We start from the raw sequence: 16,803 nt of genomic DNA, 5'->3' as shown, positions 1-16,803 counted from the left end.
CCTATTTCGCTCCTTCGGAGCTCCCGCAGCCACCTACAATTCCGGCCCACACCCCACTTCGCGTGTCCGCTTGCGGGGGAGCATCCGCCGCCCTATAATCCAGGGGTTGCAGGGCCGGCCGCGAGGTGCCTCGCGGGTGCGAAGCCCTGTCCGCAAAGGAGAGGAGCGTGAGGATGGATGGGACGAGGCCGGGTGTGTGTGGGCTGATTGCGCTGGCTGTGCTGCTGGGGCCGGGCCTCTGGGGCTGCGGCGAGGAGGGCGGCGCGGCGAAGGGCCCCGCAAAGGGCGAGGTCGCAAAGGCACCGGTTGTTGAACAGAGGGCACCGGCCGAGCAGAAGGCGCCTGCCAAGGCGTTGCCGCCGGGCCAGGCCTGGGCAGAGAAGGTGCTGGCCTGCTATGCGGGTGCGCTGAAGGACGCCGTGGCGGCCATGGACGGCGCGACCGCCGCCGAGGCGCTACCCAAGCTGAAGGCGATGAAGGAGAAGTACATCGAGGCGCTGGTGCCGCTGGGCCGCGAGCGCGAGGCGATGGACGCGCCGACCAAGGCCCAGGCGGAGATGGCCCTCTCGTCGAAGCTGATGGGCCTTCAGAGCAGCGAGGACTTCAAGAAGTACCACCAGCTTGCCACGGGCCCCTTCAACGGTTTCAAGGCGAAGACCGCCGAGGAGAAGGAGGCCGCGGCCCTCGCGGCCAGCGTGAACATCCTCACGCAGTACGCTCACTTCGAGCTGCTCAAGAAGCAGGCCCCGAAGGAGGCCGAAAGGCTGGGGATCAAGTAGCGCTGAGATGGCCGCAGAGTGCGACTGCAGCCCGGCCTTCCCCTGTGGTCCTGCCGGAACGGCGAGAATGCCAGCCCGCCATGCGCGGGCTGGCATTCTCCGTTGGTGCCATCGGCATGGCTGCGGCAGGGCGTCAGCTACGCCAGGCCGGCCGACCTGAGAATCTTGTCGAGGGCGACGGAGGTGCGGCGGCAGGCCTCGATGGGCGGAAGCTCCTTGAGCTGGGGCACGAACGGCTCGGCGGTGATCGGGCCGTCGTAGCCGATCTTCGCCAGGGCTTTGAGGAAGCCGGCGATGTCAATCACGCCCGTCTCGCCGGGCATGCGGCGCACGTTGTCCACCTGCGCATCCACGTCCACGCCGGCCGGGGCGTCGTTGACGTGGACGTAGACGACCTGCTCGGGCTTGAGCTGGAGGAGGTCGGCGACGGTGCCGTGGGCGGTGTACCAGTGCCAGCAGTCGAGCAGCAGGCCCACGTTGCCCGTGCCGATGGCGTCGGCGAGCTCGAGCATGCCCTTCATGTTCCAGATGAACTCGTGCGCCTTGCCGACGCGCATGGTCTTGGGGCCGACGAACTCGAGGCCGAGCCAGACGCCGCTGTCCCGGAGGATTTCGGCGCAGGCCTTGAGGCGGCGGCGATGGGTTTCGAAGTTCTCGGCGAAGGGCAGATCGTTCGAGAAGGGCAGGATCCACGTGGGGCAGCGGAAGCAGCCCATCGCGGCGGCGGCCTTGGCCAGGCGCGGCAGCGGGGCGAGGGACTTCTGGAAGGTCTCCTCGTCGCGGCGGAACTCGACGGGCAGGCCGAAGCCGCCGGGTACCAGGCCATACTGGTCGTAGAGGCGCTTCAGGGTGTCCAGCTCGCCCAGCTCCAGCAGCGTGGCCGCCTCGCCGGCATTGAGGTCCATGCCGCCGAAGCCTGTCTTCCTGGCCAGGGCGGCGACCTCGAGGGTCGAGCCGCCGACGCCGATCGCGCCCGCGCACAGGTTCTTGAACACGGTGTGCCTCCTGGTTGCAGGGACTGTTCGGGACGTGGCCGGCGATTATAGCGGGGGCCGCCGGGCGCTTCAAGCGCTTGACAGCCCGGGAGCGCTGGGGTAGCATCGTGGGCGAGGCGCAGGACGCCGGGCCGAGGCCTTCAGTTGGGGATGTTGCCATGCACGAATCGGGCCGCGCGGAGGCCGTGTTCCGCACCCTTCAGGCTGAGCTGGCCAAGCACGACTGCCAGCGGGTGGTCAAGGTGACGCTGGTCGTCGGGGAACTGAGCGGCGCCGATGCCGATCACATCATCGAGCACCTCCGGGAGTACGCCCAGGGCACGCCGCTGGAGGGTGCCGCGTACGAGGTGGTGGAGAAGCCCGTGGAGTTCGCCTGCGCCGAGTGCGGCGCGCGCTACGGCGCCGACACGGAGAAGCCCGGCTGCCCCCAGTGCGGCGGCCTGCGCCACGCCATCGTCGGCGGCCACGAGTTCGCCGTGGAGGCGATGGAGATCGAGTAGCGGGGGCGGCCCCCCGAGCGCCCCGTAGGGCCGGGACGTGAAGGAGGGGAGATGCCTCGCCGCCTGCTGGTGCCGTCCCTCGAGCCGTTCGCGAGCCGCAGCGAGGGGCTGCTGGCCCTGTGCCGCTGGTTCATCCGGCTGCGGTGGCTGGCCGTGGCGGCGCTGTTTGCCGTTGTCGCGGGCACCCGGTGGCTCGTGGGCATTCAGCTCCCGCTGGCGCAGCTCTTCGGCCTCGGGGCCATGCTCGCCGCCTACAACCTGCTGTTCCGCTGGTACGCCGAACGGCTGCACGCGCGCCCGCAGGAGGAGGTGACGGCGCGCACCGCCGAGCGCTTCGCCAACGTGCAGGTGCTGGCCGACCTGCTGTGCATGACCGTGCTGCTGCACTTCTCGGGCGGGGTGGAGAACCCGCTGAGCATCTTCTACGTGTTCCACGTGATCATCGCCAGCGTGATGTTGCCGCGGTGGCAGAGCTATGCGCACGCGGGGGTGGCGTTCGGCCTGTTCGCGGCGCTCGTGCTGCTGGAGCGCTGGGGGGCCGTGCCGCACTACTACCTGCCCGGCTACATGGCCGAGCGCCACTTCCAGAGCGCGCCGTTCATCTTCGGCCACCTGGGCGCGCTGGCCGTCACGCTCTTCGTGTCGGCCTTCATGACCACGTCCATCGTGGCCCGGCTGCGCGAGCGGCAGGCCGAGCTGGCCGCCACCTCGGCGCGGCTGGCCGACCTCGAGGCCCGCAAGTCGCGCTTCATGCGCGTGGCGGCGCACCAGCTCCGCTCGCCTCTGTCGGCCATCCAGTCGCTGCTGAACGTCTTCCTGCGCAACTACGCCGCCCTGGGCGAGGGCAAGCGGGTCGAGTTCATCCAGCGGGCCGAGCACCGCACGCGCGTGATGCTCGACATGCTGGCCGACCTGTTGGCCCTCTCGCGCCTGCGCGACGCGCGCGACCAGAAGCCGGTTCGCGGCCTCGTGGCGTTCGACGAGATGGCCCAGCGCGTGCTGGCGCTCTACGGCCCGCAATCGGAGGAGAAGCGCCAGACGCTCGAGGTGCGCCTCGAGGCCGGCGCGGCGCAGATCTACGCCGAGCCCGACCGGCTCCGCGACGTGCTGGTCAACCTCGTCTCCAACGCCATCAAGTACACGCCGGAAGGCGGGCGCGTCACCGTGACCAGCCGCGCCGACGAGTCCCGCCTGGTGTTCGAGGTGGCCGACACGGGCATCGGCATCCCGCCCGAGGACCAGGAGCACCTCTTCGAGGAGTTCTTCCGCGCGAGCAACGCCCGCGAGTTCGCCCAGGAGGGCACGGGGCTGGGCCTCTCGATCGTCCGAGAGATTGTGCAGGCGCACGACGGCGAGATCACCTTCGAGAGCCAGCCGGGCCGGGGCACCCGCTTCACCGTCACCTTCCCCGTCGCCGTGTGCGAGCTGCCGCGCAGGGCTACTTGAGCGGGGCGGTCTCTCTGTCGAGCACCTCGACGGCCAGGCGTTCGCCTCCCAGCACGACACGCGGCTCGCCCCAGGCCGCCCAGTCGCTGTGCGAGTTACCGGCCGGCCCGACATCCGTCACCAGCCGCAACGCCACCTTCTTGCCGCGAAACGCCGAGAGGTCGGCGCGGAACGGCTGCCACTTCTTCAGCTCGCCGAACTGCAAGCTGCCAACAGTCACCCAACCTCCCGCGGGTTTGGAACCCGCGGGGAGTTCTCTGACCTGAAGCGAGAACACGCACCCGTCGGCGGTCGTCGAGCCGTCGGTGAAGCCGACGAGGGACTCGAACTCGCACGGCTCGTTGGGCAGCGCGGCTTCGAACTCGCCCCAGGCGCAGCCCACGCCGCCCGAGTAGGGCGGATGGCAGAAGAAGCCGCTCTTCTCGGCCCCGCCCACGGCATTCATTGCCGCCCGGAAGATCGCTCCGCTCTCCGCCGCCAGCGGCTCTTCGGCCTTCCCCCGGAACTGCATTCCGAGGCGCGAGGGCGTGAGCTTGCTCAGCTCCGCCACGGTGGCCTTGGCCCGCGCGAAACGCAGCCATAGTCGCTCGACCTGGGTGGGCTGGCTCCCCGCCCCATGACGCACCTTCAGCTCGCACAGGTGGACGCCCGGCGTGGCTGGCACAACGTAGCGGAAGCCCAGCCTCTGCTCCTCGCCCGGCCGCAGGCGTAGCTCGGCGAGGCGCGGCTTGAGAATCAGCGATGGGCTGATGGGCGTGAGGGCGACGGGGGCCTCTGTCGGCAGGTTGCTGCGGAGGCTTACGAGGAGGGTCTGCGGGCCTCCGATCGGACTTGGCGCGGGGTCGGCGGGGCGGGCCGCCACGTCAACCGCCTTTGCCGCGATGCCGGTGAACCAGCCGAGGCCCTCCGCCTCCTTGTCCCCCATTCGGCCGCTCACCCGCATGCGATACCACAGCCGCTCGCCGGGCCTGGGATCGGCCGGCACATGCAGGCTCGCCTCCACGCGCCCCTCGGAACCCCGGCGCAGGATCGGTGATGTTCTCACATTCTTGAGAATACAAGAATCTTCCGCTCCCCCGCCACCGGAGCCGAGCCGCTCAGCAGAGACGCAGATGTCGCGCAGCGGGGCCTTGCCCAGGTTCGCCACGACGATGCTCGCGGGGTAGTCGAGGCCGAGGACGAGTCTGCGGACGCCGTCGTCGGGCACGGGCGCGTGAGCGGTACCGGCGACGCGGACGTGGTAGCGGGCCGCATCCTTGACGGGCATGATCGTGCGGCCGAGGTTGCTCACGCGCACTTCGGCGGGGCCGAGGGGCTTGTCTTCCAGGCCGAAGGCTTCGGCGGCGAGGGCGGCGTCGGCGGCCAGCCCCAGATGCGTCGGACGAATGGTCAGGTCATCGCACTTGTCGCAGGGAATCGCCCACCACTCCCCAACCTCCCGCAGGTTCTGGAACCTGCGGGAGGTTACGGCACAGGTTACGGGCTTGAGAGCCGCCGCACCCTTGCAGGCCAGAGGCCCCATTGCCCCGAAGCGGTCCCGGCTGTCCACGTAGAAATAATCCGGCGACTCCACATAGTCCATCCTCTGTCCATCATGTCCATCCACGACGGCCGAAAACTGAAGGATGTCGCCCTTCTTGAAGGCCAGGTGGCCGGTCGGCGGCAGGAGCCAGGTCTTGCCGTCGCATTTCACCTGCCAATCGTGCTCGAAGCTCAGGTTGCACCAGAGTTCGAGGCCGCTTTGGTACTTCACGTACACTTGGCCGCGTTTGTAGGCCCCCGTGCGGATGGCGTCGGAGGTGGGGAGAAGCTTCGAGCCGTCAAAGTAGCGAATCTCGGCGACAGGCACGAGGGCGTAGCGCTGCTGGACGGCGTTGGTCATGTAGAAGCTCTTCAGGCCGCCGTCGAGACCCCACTCCATCGCCAGGAACCCGATGTGGCCGAAGGCGAGGGTGGAGGTGATGAAGCGGTCGAGCCACGGGCTGGTGCGGCTGCGGTCGCGCGCCCACTCGCCGCCGTGCGACGGGTAGAACATGTCGGGCGAGCCCATGCCGAAGTCGCACTGGAGCGGGTGCATCTTCAGGAGATCGAAGTCCACCAGCGGCGGCCGCTTCCAGCGTTCGGGGCCGGCCCAGCCCATCTGGCCGTAGTTGCCGCTGATGAGGCCGGCATACATCCACTGCATATTGCCCTCGCTGAAGACCGGGCCGCCGTATGCCTTGCAGTCGTTCCAGAGGATGTGGGCATAGCAGTCCCAAATGGTGCGGAACATGGCGGCGCCGGGCACGCGGGCGTCGTAGTCGGTGCGGTGCCAGGGGGCGATAGCGGTGTGGACGTCGCTGTAGCAGGTGGTAGCGCCGAACTTGGCGGCGATCTTGGGGGCGAGGTCGGCCTCGGCCTGCCAGGCCCAGGTCGGCTTGGGGGCGACGCAGCGGGGCCAGGCGCCGCGCCAGTTGCCGTCCGAGTCCAGGCACACGCGGTCCTCGCGCCAGTGTTCGTTGACGGGCGCGTAGTCGGTGTAGTTGGCGTAGAGGCCGAAGCGGTAGCCGAGGCTGTGGACCCACTTGCCGTACTCGATCATCTTCTCGTCGCCGATGCGGGGCGCGCAGCGGAGGCGGAAGGTGAAGGATTCGCCGGCGTCGCGCCAGCCGACCTCGTGGAGGGGGCAGATGAAGCGCTCGACGCCGTGCGCCTTCAGCCGCTTGAGGAGGTCAGGCACCGGCTCGCCCACGTTTCGCCAGATGGAGCTCGTCGCCAGAGGCGCGTTCGGGTTCTTCGGGTGCGGCAGGTTGGGCAGCACCTCGGCGAAGTCGCTCGCCACGGTGAGGATGAGCCGTTCGCGGAGCGGGTTGCGGGCGCCGTCGGTCTTCGGCAGGTAGCGCGAGCCGCCGTTGTAGACGTACTCGCCCGGCGCCGGGTTGCCGCTGGCCGCCTCAAGCGTTGAGGCGTCGGAGTTATACCAGTCGAGAAGCGCCGAGAGGAAGACGCCGTCCCAGTGGATGAAGTGCGGGCCGCTCTCGATGTTGAGGTAGGGCACGGTGAAGAGGTCGGCGTTCGGCGTGCCCTTCGTTCGCCCGATGCGGAAGGCCGTAACCTTCGGCTCGGAGCACCGGGCCGTCACCTGGAGCGACTTGCCGATCGCCCGCAAATGGTACGAGTAGGCGACCTCCTCCGCGCCGACTTGCGCCGAGCAGTGAACCAGGACCGTCCCGTCGCCGTACTGCTCGAGACCGACGCAGCCTTGCTTGAGCCCTTCGTCGCCGGGCTTCCACTCGCGGCCGCCGAGCTCGAAGACCGGGCCTCCGCCAACGCACGGCTGGAACTGCTTGCCGTTGATCTCCACCGTCAGATCGTCGAGGGTGCCTGTCTTGGGCAGATAGGTCCAACGAATCCTGTCGCGGCGGCCCCGCGCGGTGAAGACGCGGGCGGGGCCTTCCTGGCTGAACTTGTTGCTCACGCGCTCCTGGGGGGTTGGCGTGATGGTCTCGGGGGTGGTGGGCCACGGCACGTCCTTCGGCGGCAGCTTCGGCTCGGAGAGCGGCTTGTAGTCGGGCCGGTAGAACTGGAGCGAATCGAAGGAGAGCCTGGCCGGCTTCTCGTCGGCGCAATTGGTCACGCGGAGGGCCACGAAGCTGAGCGGGTAGTCAATCTTCCCGTCGCCCTGGCCTTCCTTGTGGATGCGGCCAGTGAGCTGGCCCGTGGGCGAGACGAATGCCGCGTGCAGGAGGAACCAGTAGTCGAAGTTCACGTGGCCGAGGCTGATGGCGAAGTGCTCGCCCTGAGCGTCGCGGACGATGGCATAGACATTCGTCCGGGCGGTTTGGGGCTTGGGGTGCCAGCCCCAGTTGTTCCCCCGCACCCACAGTTGGCAAGCCGTCGGCTCGCCGGCAATGGGCACGGGCTGAGGCGGCCTCAGCTCGAAGTAGCTCGCGCCCGTCTTCCCCGTGTACGTCACCTTGCCCGTGTAGGTGCCGTACATCAGCTCCTCGCGCGAGCGGACGAGTTCCGCGGTGCAGCCGAGGAAGCCGACCGCCGTCCAGCCCGTCAGGTCCTCGAAGTCCAGGGTCTCGGGATGTTCGGGCTTGCGGTCGGCCCAGACCATCTCATAGGGCCTCTCGCCCACCTTGCCGCCGGGGTCGGCGTTCAAGGCGGGTTTGGCAACCGGCTCTGCCGCCAGGGCCGGCGTGCACAGCAGGACGAGAGCAGCCAGTGCCCTCATAGCGGTCCCCTCTCGCGTTCGCTTGCGGAGCGAAGGTGGGCGTCCTGGCACTCGCTGCCGCGCCTTACTTCAGGAGCGCCACGAAGCCGGCCTGCTCGAAGTGATGGTCTGCCGTCAGCGCTTCCCTGATGCCCCGCTCCCCCATCACGACGGACGAAATGCAGTCCGTGAGCGACCAGTCCTTGTCCAGGCGTCGGCGGTACAGCGCAAGGCCGGCATCCATGAGAGCACGACTGGCGGGCACGATCTCGGTATGGCGACTCGCGCGGAGCGTGTCCAGCAGGTTGAGGAACAGGGACCTGTCGTCCGTTCGGGCGAGGAAGTTCCCTAGCTCGATGAGCACGAAGTCCGTGGTCACGCGCCTGCCCCGGAAACCCCGAGCAAGCGTGGTGGCCGCAGGGTGCAGTTCGTCACGTGGGTTGGCGGCGGCGCGGTAGAAGGCGCTGTCCGCGAAGGCGACTCTCATCGGCGCGGCATGCCATAGAGGTAATGGTCGTGGTTGCGCGCGGCATCCGCCGGCAGCCCTTTGGCCTTGCCGATCACGGGCTTCAGTTCGTCATAGAGAGTCGGCGCCTGTTCGTCTTGAGGCTCTGGCCTGCGGCGTCGGCGCAGGGGGCGCACGCTGACCCGCTCGCCCTCGCGCAGGCTTGCCGGCTCGTCGAGCACCACCAGGCCGTTCTTCACGTGCCCCTTATATGTCACCGCGCGCTCCTTTGCTCTCCCCACGGATTATAGCGCCGCGGAGAGGCAGATTCCAGTGCAAGCGGCACCTCTCCGCTACCCTGTCCGGCCCGTTCACCTCACGGCCCCGCGCCAGGCGTCGTGGAGGGCAAGGAGTTCCTTGACGCGGTCGGGCTTGTCGGCCGCGAGGTCCTTGGCCTCGCCGGGGTCGGCGGCGAGGTCGTAGAGCTGGGGCTGGCCCTTCTGGGGCACGTAGAGCTTCCAGGTGCCGCGGCGGACGGCGCGCTGGCCGCCGCTCTCCCAGAAGAGCACCCGCTCTCTGTCCCTCTCGCCTTCGGCGAGGTGGTTGATGCCCTCAAGGCCGTCGGGGCACTTGGCGCCCGCGGCGGCCGCGACGGTGGGCAGCACGTCCATGGCGATGGCCGGCGTGTCGTAGACGGTGCCCGGGTCAATGCGCCCCGGCCACGAGGCGATGCAGGGCATGCGGATGCCGCCCTCGAGGAGGCTGAACTTGCCGCCACGGAACCCGCCACTGGAGCCGGGCTGCGGGCCTTTGGGGTCGAGCTTCGTGCGCACCTCGTCCGACGGGCCGTTGTCGCTGGCGAAGAGGATGAGCGTGTCGTCGAGCAGGCCCAGCTCGCGGAGCCTCGCCACGATCTGGCCGATCGAGTCGTCCATGCAGCTCACCATCGCGGCATAGGGCCGGCGGTTCGGCTCCAGGCCCTCGTACATTCTCAACCACTTCTCGGGCGCTTCCATCGGGTAGTGCGGCGCGTTGTAGGGCAGGTAGAGGAAGAACGGCTTGTCGCGCTTCTCGCCGATAAAACGCAGCGCCTCGCGGGTGATGAGGTCGGTCATGTACTGGCCGTCCTCGTGGACCTCGCGGCCGTTGCGCCAGAGGTCGTGGACGGGGCCGAGCTTGGGGTCCCAGGAGAAGATGTGGGAGTAGTAGCTGATGCAGCCGTAGTGGTGGCCGAAGTATTCGTCGAAGCCCTGGCCCGTGGGGAGCGATTCGGGGGCGGTGCCGAGGTGCCACTTGCCGAAGAGCGCGGTCGCGTAGCCCTGGGTCTTCAGCACCTCGGCGATGGTCACGCGGTCGCCGGGCAGGCCGACGACGTCGTTGCCCGTCCGCACGTTGGCGGGCACGCCGGCGCGCTGGGGCGAGAGGCCGGTGAGGAGCGCGGCCCGCGAGGGGGAGCAGACAGGTGCGGCGGAATAGTAGTTCGTGAGCCGCGCGCCCGACGCCGCCAGCGCGTCGAGGTGCGGCGTCTTGATGTCCTTGCAGCCATAGCACCCCACGTCGCCGATGCCCATGTCGTCGGCGTAGAGGAGGACGATATTGGGCTTGCGGTCCGTGGGCTGTGCGTGGCCCACGGGTGCCAGCGCGCCCAACGCAGCCGCCTGGCCCACGGCTCGGAGGAACTCCCGGCGGTTCTTCTCTGCCATTCCCTCTCGCGTCCTTTCGCGTGTTTCGCGGGTCAGCCGCCTTCGCTTGCGGCGGGCTCGGGCAGCTCGCGGCGAATCTCGGCCAAGCGGTAGCCAAAGCCGGAGCCACCGAGGGTCGAGAGGTCCACGCAGCCGTCGCGCCGGCGATAGAGGCCTGGGTGCACCGCCTCCTCGGGCCGCGAGGCGTCGGGGTAGAACTGCATGGCGTTGGTCTCCACGCCCATGATCGTGCCCGCGTGGGCGGCGAGCAGGCAATGGGGAATCTGCGCGAGCATGGGGTTCGTGAGGTCCTGGACCATGAGCGTCATGCCGTGGGCCTTCGCCCAGCACAGGGTCAGCAGGGCGCCGGTCTGGGTCTTGCAGGTCTTGAGGGCGACGCCGGTCCAGCCCAGCTCGCGGCCGAGGCGCACGAGCCGCCAGTCGTGCGCGCTCTCGTCCATGAACAGCGGTTTGCGGGCCGAGACGCTGTGGACGTCAATCGGGTGCCGCTCGATGTCGTAGGGGAAGGGCTGCTCGACGTAGAGGATCATCTGCCAGACGCGGGGCTGGTCGAGGGCAAGGCGGTCGAGGATGTCGGTGACGTAGGCGGGGTCGGTGACGGTGCAATTGAAGTCGGCGGTGAGCCACAGGGCGCCGCCCTCGATGGCGAGGCGGCCTACGCGGACGAGGCGGTCGTAGTCCCACGCGGCGTCGTTGCCGCGGAGTTTCACCTTGAGGCACTTCAGGCCATCGCGGCGAATCCAGTCGGGCAGGAGCACGGGGTAGCCGTCGTTCGGCTCGGAGCCGGTCAGTTCGTCGGGTGAGAGCAGGTCTTTGCCGCCCACCAGGTGCCAGGCGGGCAAGCGCGTGGGGGGCTGGGGCACGAAGAAGTCGGCGGGGAAGCGGCCGAGGAAAGTGGGGCCAGTCGGACAAGTCAGACTTGTCGGACTGGTCCGACCGGTCTGGGCTGACGCCGTCTCGAGATAAGCGGCGAGGTCGCGGCCCATGAATTCGGGCGTGTAGGCGCGATACGTCGGCAGACCGAGGAGATGGCCGTAGGCGTCGTGGAGAGCGATGTCGAAGGCCGAGGCGCAGATGAGCGCGGCCAGCCAGGGCATGGCCTCGCTGCGATTCTGATTGGCGGCCTTGAGGAGATTGGGCAGCTCGGATTCGAGGAATGCGTGGCCGGTCTCGATGGGGTGGCCGCACTCGTCGAAGCTGGCCCAGGCCTTGGTGAGGGCGACGCAGAGGGCCTTCATCGCCTCGTGGCGGTCTTCGTAGGAGAGGCTGCTGGGCCAGGCCCACTGGACGCTCAGGGGCGTTTCGCCCCAGCCGTCGGCCACGTGGCCGGCGGCATCGCTCACGCGCAGCCGCACACGGGCGCAGGTGACGTGGGTGAGCGTCTCCGGCCCGAACTTGAGGGGGACGCGGGTCTGGACGGGGAGGAAGAAAAGCGAACAGCCGATGGGCTGAATGTCGGTTGGCTTGGGCATCTGCGCCTCCAGGCGTGATGCGTGGTGCGTGAGAAGCCAGGAAAGCCCAGTCCCCTTCACCTCTTCTCACGTTTCACGCATCACGCATCATTCCTTCACCAAGTCCCCGAGCAGCATGATGTAGCCAACCCTCAGCACGGTGCCATCATATCGTTTGGGGTCGAAGCCTTTCTGGTCGCGCACCTGCTTGAGCACGGGCTCGCGGTCGGGCTGCTCGGGCGAGACTTCGACGGCGACCGAGTGCTCCTTGTCCTCGAGTCCCTCGGCGATGCCGAGGGTGGCCAGGCGGTGGTAGGAGCAGTACATATCGAAGCGGGGCACTGTGCGAGTGACCTTGCCGTCCACGGTGCAGATCGCCTTGCCGCCGTCGGGACCGACGAGGTCGTAGAGCCGCGCGAGGGTGCCCTTGAAGCGGAAGGAGAGCTTCTCGCCGGGCTGGGTCGCTTCCCAGATCGCGGGCAGGCGGTTGCCGAATGCCTTGCCGAGGCCCTGGTCGGCCGGGAGTTTCTTCCAGCCGGGCGTGAGCATCGAGGGCTCGATGGGCACGAGCTTGGCGTTCTCCCAGTTGTCGGCCCGCAGCGGCTCGGGCAGCGCATGGGGGCCTGGCTTCGATGCCTTTTGAATCTCCCGCAGCGCCTCGGCGATCACCTGGGTGAACAGCGCGTGGCCCGCGTCGGTGGGGTGGCACTCGTCGTGGGCGAAGACCATCTTGCCCTCGGGCGGCGTGTCCTTAGGCGGGAAGGGGAAGATGAGCTTGCCCGCCTTGTGCAGCTCGGCCACTCGCAGGGCCATGTTGATCGAGGGGATGCCGTAGTGGTCGGCCACCTTCTCGTGCGCCGTGGTCGAGCGGTTGCAGAAGCCTTTCTCGTAGTCGGGGAGGAAGCCCTTGTGGATCGTATAGACGAAGCAGATGTCGGTCTCGGGGTTCGCCCGCCAGACCTGGCGCACGATGCCCTCGAGGGTGCGGAAAATGGACTCGGGTGCGGCGCCGCCGTCGTTGACCGCGAACTCGACGAAGACGAAATCAGGCTTGTGCGCCAACACGTCCTGCCCGCAGCGGAAGACGCCGAGGTCGGACCCTGTGCCGCCGATGGCGGCGTTGACCTCGGTGATCCGGGCCTTGGGCCAGGTGGCCTGGAACCACTGGAGGGTCTTGGGGCGCCAGCCATTGGCCGCCGTGATGCTGCCGCCGAAGTAGGCGATGGTCACTGGGCGGCCCGCCTCGAGTCTCGCGAACAGGTTGCCCAGCCCTCCGCGGGCGCTGAAGAGCTTGGGCGGGATGAGTTCGATGTCGCCCGCCAGGGCCTCCGCGGCCAGCGCCGCGGCCAATAGCCCGGTCCAGAGCCCTGCCTGCCACTTCATGCGGTTCTCCTGTCTCTCATCCGGCGATTCACTTCCGCGCCCTTTCGCGTGTTTCGCGGGCGGGGCCTTGCGCCTCCGCGAGGCAGAGACGCCGCGCCTACTGCGCCCGCGGCGCGGGGCGCACGACGACGTTGTCGAAGAACAGCTCGCGCGGCGGGTAGTTGCTGTGCGAGCAGACGTCGAGGTAGAGGAACGCCTGCGCGAAGTCGCAGCCGTGCGGCTCCGGCCCCCAGAGGGTCTTGCCGTTCTCGATGATCTCGATGTTCTGGCGGTCGAGGCGAAGGCGCACGTTCTGGCGGCCGATGGGGCGGCCGACGCGGTCCTTGGGGTCCGGCTGCGGCCAGCCCTCCGTGTAGAGGAAGCGCAGGTTGCCGGCGCTCCGCCGCGAGAGGCAGGCGCGGGCATTCCTGCCCGGGGGCACGCCCACGTACTCGAACCTCAGCCAGTCCTTCTCCTGGGCGGCCGTGGCGTCGGTGGAGGTCGGGCAGAGGAAGAGGCTCGCCTCCAGATAGCAGCCGTTGGCCTGGTTGTTCCAGTCGATCTCGGCGGCCACCTCGACAGGGCTGGAGAAGTCCACCACGGCCTTGGCCGAGCGGATGCCGAGATGCTTCACCGTGTCGTCGCGGGTGCCGATGGTGCCCACGCGGACGCGGAGGCGGCCTCCAACGATGTCGGTCGTGGCCTCCGCGAAATCGCCGTCGCGAGTGGCCACCCACTGGCCGCCGGCGAAGGGGTCCGCCGCCGCGAAGTCGTCCCAGAAGAACGCGCCGGCCGCGAAGTCGGGGCGTGCCGGCGGCGCGACCCGTGTGCTGGTGGCCCCCTTGATCTCGGCGGGTGGCAGAGGAGTGGGTTGCCTGCTATCCGGTTCCGCGATCGGCGGGCCGGCGTTGGGCTTCGCGGCGGGTCCGCGCGTCAGGAGCGCGTAGCCAGCCACGACAACGGCCGTGGCCGCGATGACCGCAAGGGTGAGGGCAACAGGGCGGCCGCTGCCACGTCTCGCCGCTGCGCGCGCGCAATTCATGCGCCTCTCCTCCACAGGACAGCACCGGACTCCCGACGTTGCAATGGTCAGGATAGCGCCGGGGGCTGGGAGCGTCAACCGCGCCAGGCGCGCGCATGTCTCCCCGGGTCTGGAGCGGCGGCGTCAGGCCTTGTCGGGGTCACTTCTTGCCGCTGCAGCCGCCCTGATCGTGCGGGACGGTGACGGTGACGGCCGTTGTGGAGGAGTTGCCGCTGGCGTCGGTGGCGCGGAGGGTGATGGTGTAGACGCGATCAGTCTTGCTGCTGCCGGACCGCTCGGCGCGGAGCTTGAGGGTGTGGTCGCCGATGATCTCCCAATCTGCGGGCGTGTTGCCGTCGCTCTTGCCGTTCAGGGCCTCATTGCTGGCCACGCTCTCGATCTTCCAGGTGGGGGCCGCGTCGCAGAGGTCTCTCATCAACAGGCCGATGGTGATCGGGATCATCTCGTGGTTGACGGGCCAGAGGACGTTCGGCGTGGCCCAGGCGCTGGTGATCGTGGGCGGCGTGGTGTCCACGATGGTGACCTTCTGGGTGGCCGTGGCCACGTTGCCGCTGGCGTCGGCGGCTGTCCACGTTACGGTCGTCACCCCGAGCGGGAACACGGCCGGCGCGTTGTTGGTGACCCGAACCGCCGCGTCGCATTCATCGGCGACCACCGGCGTACCCAACACTACCGGCGTGCCGCTGTAGCTGGTCTGCTCGGCCGTCACGTCGGCGGGGGCCGTGAGGCGGGGCGGCGTGGTGTCCGCCACGGTCACCGTCACGATGTCCGGCTCCGAGGTGCTCGTGCCGTCGTTGACGACGAGGGTCACCGCAGTGGTCCCCAGCGGGAACGTGCGGGTGACGTGGGGCCCCGTCTCGTTGCCGCCAGCCCAGGACCACAGGTAGGTGAGGTGCTCGCCCTCGGGGTCGTACGAGCCCGAGGCGTCCAGCGTGACGGACGCGCCGGCCGCCGAGGTCTGCTCGACGCGCTGGTCGGCGCCTGCAATGGCGACAGGGGCCATGTCGTTGCCGCCCACGGGCGTGAGGGCGGTGGCGAAGGCGGGCCCCGTCTCGGTGCTCGTGATCTGGCCGCGGTTGCGGAGCAACGCTCCCCCCGAGGCCGTGACCCTGACGAGCACGGTCTGCGAGGCGCGCGGGGCGCCGGCCGGCAACTGCCCGAGGCTCCAGGTCACCGTGTGCGTGGCCGGATCGTACGTGCCGCCTCCCGAGGCCGAGAGGAAGGCCGTCCCGGGCGACAAGGCGTCGGTGAGGACCACGTTGTTCACGGGCGACGCGCCCGTGAGGTTGTCGTAAGAAAGCGTATAGGTGATCTGCCCGCCGGGCAGCACGAAGCCGCCCGGAGGCACGCCGTCGTTGTTGGCGAGACGCAGAGGGTTGTAGGCCAGGCCGTTGTTCGGGATGCACAGGCCCGTCGGATTGCCGAGCCTCGGGCTCGTGTAGAGCAGATTGAGCGAGGTATCGAAGACCATCAGGCAACTGGTGCCGCCCGAGATCTGATTCCCCGTGGTGATGTAGACGCAACCCGTCCCAGTGTCCACGGCCAGGCCCACGACGCAATCGGACGGGGCATCGAGCCCGGGCAGGGTGCGCAGGTTGAAGACTCTCTCGGAGCCTGTGTTCAGGTCGTACTGGCTCAGCAGCGCGGGTTGCCCCTTGGCGATGAGGGCGTTGCCCGTGTAGACGAGACGCCGCACGCGGTCTATCGCGATGCCCATCGGCTTCTGGGTGATCGAGAAGCGGCAGGCCTCGGTCCAGTCGCCGGGGTAGAAGCCGCGCACGACCGTCGTGGTGGCATCGGCCACCAGGAGCAGGCCGTTCGCCTCGTCCCACGCAAGGCCCATCGCGCCCGACACCTCGGGCAGGGCGACCGTCTGGTAGTAGGCGAGCACCCGGTACATCGCGTCCCAGGTGTAGACGTAGAGCTGGTTGCTGTTGCGGTCCACGGCATAGAGCTGCTGCGTCGCCGAGTCGAACGCCACGCCCGCGAGATTGCAGGCGCCGGGCGTGGCCACGCTGCCCAGCATCCGCAGCGTAACCGCGTCCATCAGCCACACAGCGCCCTTGCCCTCGATGGTGATGAAGAGGGTGCCCGAGGCATCGTCCACCGCCATGCCCACCGGCCCAAAACCGATGGGGCCGGACTCGCGCTGGAGCACCGGGGACCCCGGCGTGAGCCCGATGTCGTAGGCTTGCACAGGGCCGTCGTCGTTCAGATCTTTAATGACGTAAAGGGACTTGCCGGCAGCCGTCGGAGGGCAGAGCGCCAGCAGCGCCAGGCAGACCGCTACCGCGACCGCCCAGGCGGAATGCCCGCCGCTTCTGTGAGCCTTCGTCATGTTGGATTACCCGCCGCCCGCGTGGCCGCCCCCGCCAAGGACACCACGCTATAATACAAATACGCTATCTGCCCGCGTCTGTCAAGTCGAAGTCGGTCCGCATAGATTAAATCTTCGACCTCTCCCCACCCCCCACGAGGCCGCGAGGGGTTGCGAAGCGTCGCAGAGCAGGGTCCACCTTGGTCTTCTGTGAGGACCGATACGTCTGCCGTCCAGGATACTGCGAACCGTGGATTCGTCGGCAACATCTGCCGTCCTGCACCTCAACAGGTTGAGGGATCGTTTGGCGCCCACACCATCAGCGGGGTTTCCAGGGAGGACTGCCGCCGTCTGATGCCAAGACGAGACCGCCCTCCCCCTCACGCGCCTGCCCCGCTGGCGCGACCGCGGCGCCGCCCCCTCCCCGCTGGAACGCACCGTGTCGGGGCCGGCGCGCTGGCGGCCGGAGCAGGCCTGAAAAAAAACCTGGGCCACGAGGCGAAAAAAACTGGCTCATCAGGGTTTGGCGATCCCGACGCGGCCGCGATTGGGCAACGCGGGGCCG

General features: G+C 68.8%; 12 protein-coding genes. 3 read left to right on the top strand and 9 right to left on the bottom strand.

Annotated elements, in window-relative coordinates; genetic code table 11:
* Positions 1 to 167 precede the first annotated feature (167 nt).
* The gene (locus PLE19_22100) at positions 168 to 779 is read left to right on the top strand and encodes a hypothetical protein (GenBank protein ID HPD17641.1); all 612 of its coding nucleotides are present in this window, start codon (positions 168 to 170) and stop codon (positions 777 to 779) included.
* Positions 780 to 916: 137 nt separating this feature from the next.
* On the opposite strand, the gene PLE19_22095 is transcribed toward PLE19_22100, so the two are convergent.
* Entirely contained in the window at positions 917 to 1,774 is an 858-nt protein-coding gene (locus PLE19_22095) for a sugar phosphate isomerase/epimerase family protein (protein HPD17640.1), read from the bottom strand.
* Positions 1,775 to 1,932: 158 nt separating this feature from the next.
* Here PLE19_22095 and PLE19_22090 point away from each other — a divergent pair, with 158 nt between their 5' ends.
* On the top strand, positions 1,933 to 2,274 hold the full coding sequence (locus PLE19_22090) for a hydrogenase maturation nickel metallochaperone HypA (protein ID HPD17639.1): 342 nt from the start codon (positions 1,933 to 1,935) through the stop codon (positions 2,272 to 2,274).
* 51 nt (positions 2,275 to 2,325) lie between these two features.
* Positions 2,326 to 3,720, top strand: a complete 1,395-nt coding sequence (locus tag PLE19_22085) for a HAMP domain-containing sensor histidine kinase (GenBank protein HPD17638.1) — start codon at positions 2,326 to 2,328, stop codon at positions 3,718 to 3,720.
* Here the strand turns inward: PLE19_22085 and PLE19_22080 are convergent.
* The 8 genes from PLE19_22080 to PLE19_22045 form a co-directional block, all read right to left on the bottom strand.
* Positions 3,713 to 7,939, bottom strand: a complete 4,227-nt coding sequence (locus tag PLE19_22080; GenBank protein HPD17637.1) for a hypothetical protein — start codon at positions 7,937 to 7,939, stop codon at positions 3,713 to 3,715. The two genes, PLE19_22085 and PLE19_22080, sit on opposite strands and share 8 nt — an antisense overlap.
* A gap of 64 nt (positions 7,940 to 8,003) precedes the next feature.
* Complete coding sequence (locus PLE19_22075; GenBank protein HPD17636.1) at positions 8,004 to 8,405, bottom strand: PIN domain-containing protein; 402 nt, start codon at positions 8,403 to 8,405, stop codon at positions 8,004 to 8,006.
* Complete coding sequence (locus tag PLE19_22070) at positions 8,402 to 8,641, bottom strand: hypothetical protein (GenBank protein ID HPD17635.1); 240 nt, start codon at positions 8,639 to 8,641, stop codon at positions 8,402 to 8,404. The genes PLE19_22075 and PLE19_22070 overlap by 4 nt, the downstream gene beginning before the upstream one ends.
* Before the next feature lie 93 nt (positions 8,642 to 8,734).
* A complete protein-coding gene (locus PLE19_22065; GenBank protein HPD17634.1) occupies positions 8,735 to 10,066 on the bottom strand; it encodes a sulfatase-like hydrolase/transferase in 1,332 nt (443 codons plus the stop codon).
* A gap of 32 nt (positions 10,067 to 10,098) precedes the next feature.
* Complete coding sequence (locus PLE19_22060; protein HPD17633.1) at positions 10,099 to 11,538, bottom strand: enolase C-terminal domain-like protein; 1,440 nt, start codon at positions 11,536 to 11,538, stop codon at positions 10,099 to 10,101.
* 87 nt (positions 11,539 to 11,625) lie between these two features.
* Positions 11,626 to 12,900, bottom strand: coding sequence for an SGNH/GDSL hydrolase family protein (locus PLE19_22055; GenBank protein HPD17632.1), 1,275 nt, complete (start codon positions 12,898 to 12,900; stop codon positions 11,626 to 11,628).
* Between the two features lie 97 nt (positions 12,901 to 12,997).
* A complete protein-coding gene (locus tag PLE19_22050) occupies positions 12,998 to 13,921 on the bottom strand; it encodes a hypothetical protein (protein ID HPD17631.1) in 924 nt (307 codons plus the stop codon).
* Between the two features lie 139 nt (positions 13,922 to 14,060).
* The gene (locus tag PLE19_22045; protein ID HPD17630.1) at positions 14,061 to 16,259 is read right to left on the bottom strand and encodes an HYR domain-containing protein; all 2,199 of its coding nucleotides are present in this window, start codon (positions 16,257 to 16,259) and stop codon (positions 14,061 to 14,063) included.
* Between the last annotated feature and the right edge of the window lie 544 nt (positions 16,260 to 16,803).

The sequence above is a fragment of the Planctomycetota bacterium genome (assembly GCA_035384565.1).
GTDB lineage: Bacteria > Planctomycetota > PUPC01 > DSUN01 > DSUN01 > DAOOIT01.
This window is presented reverse-complemented; position numbering and strand designations above follow the sequence as displayed.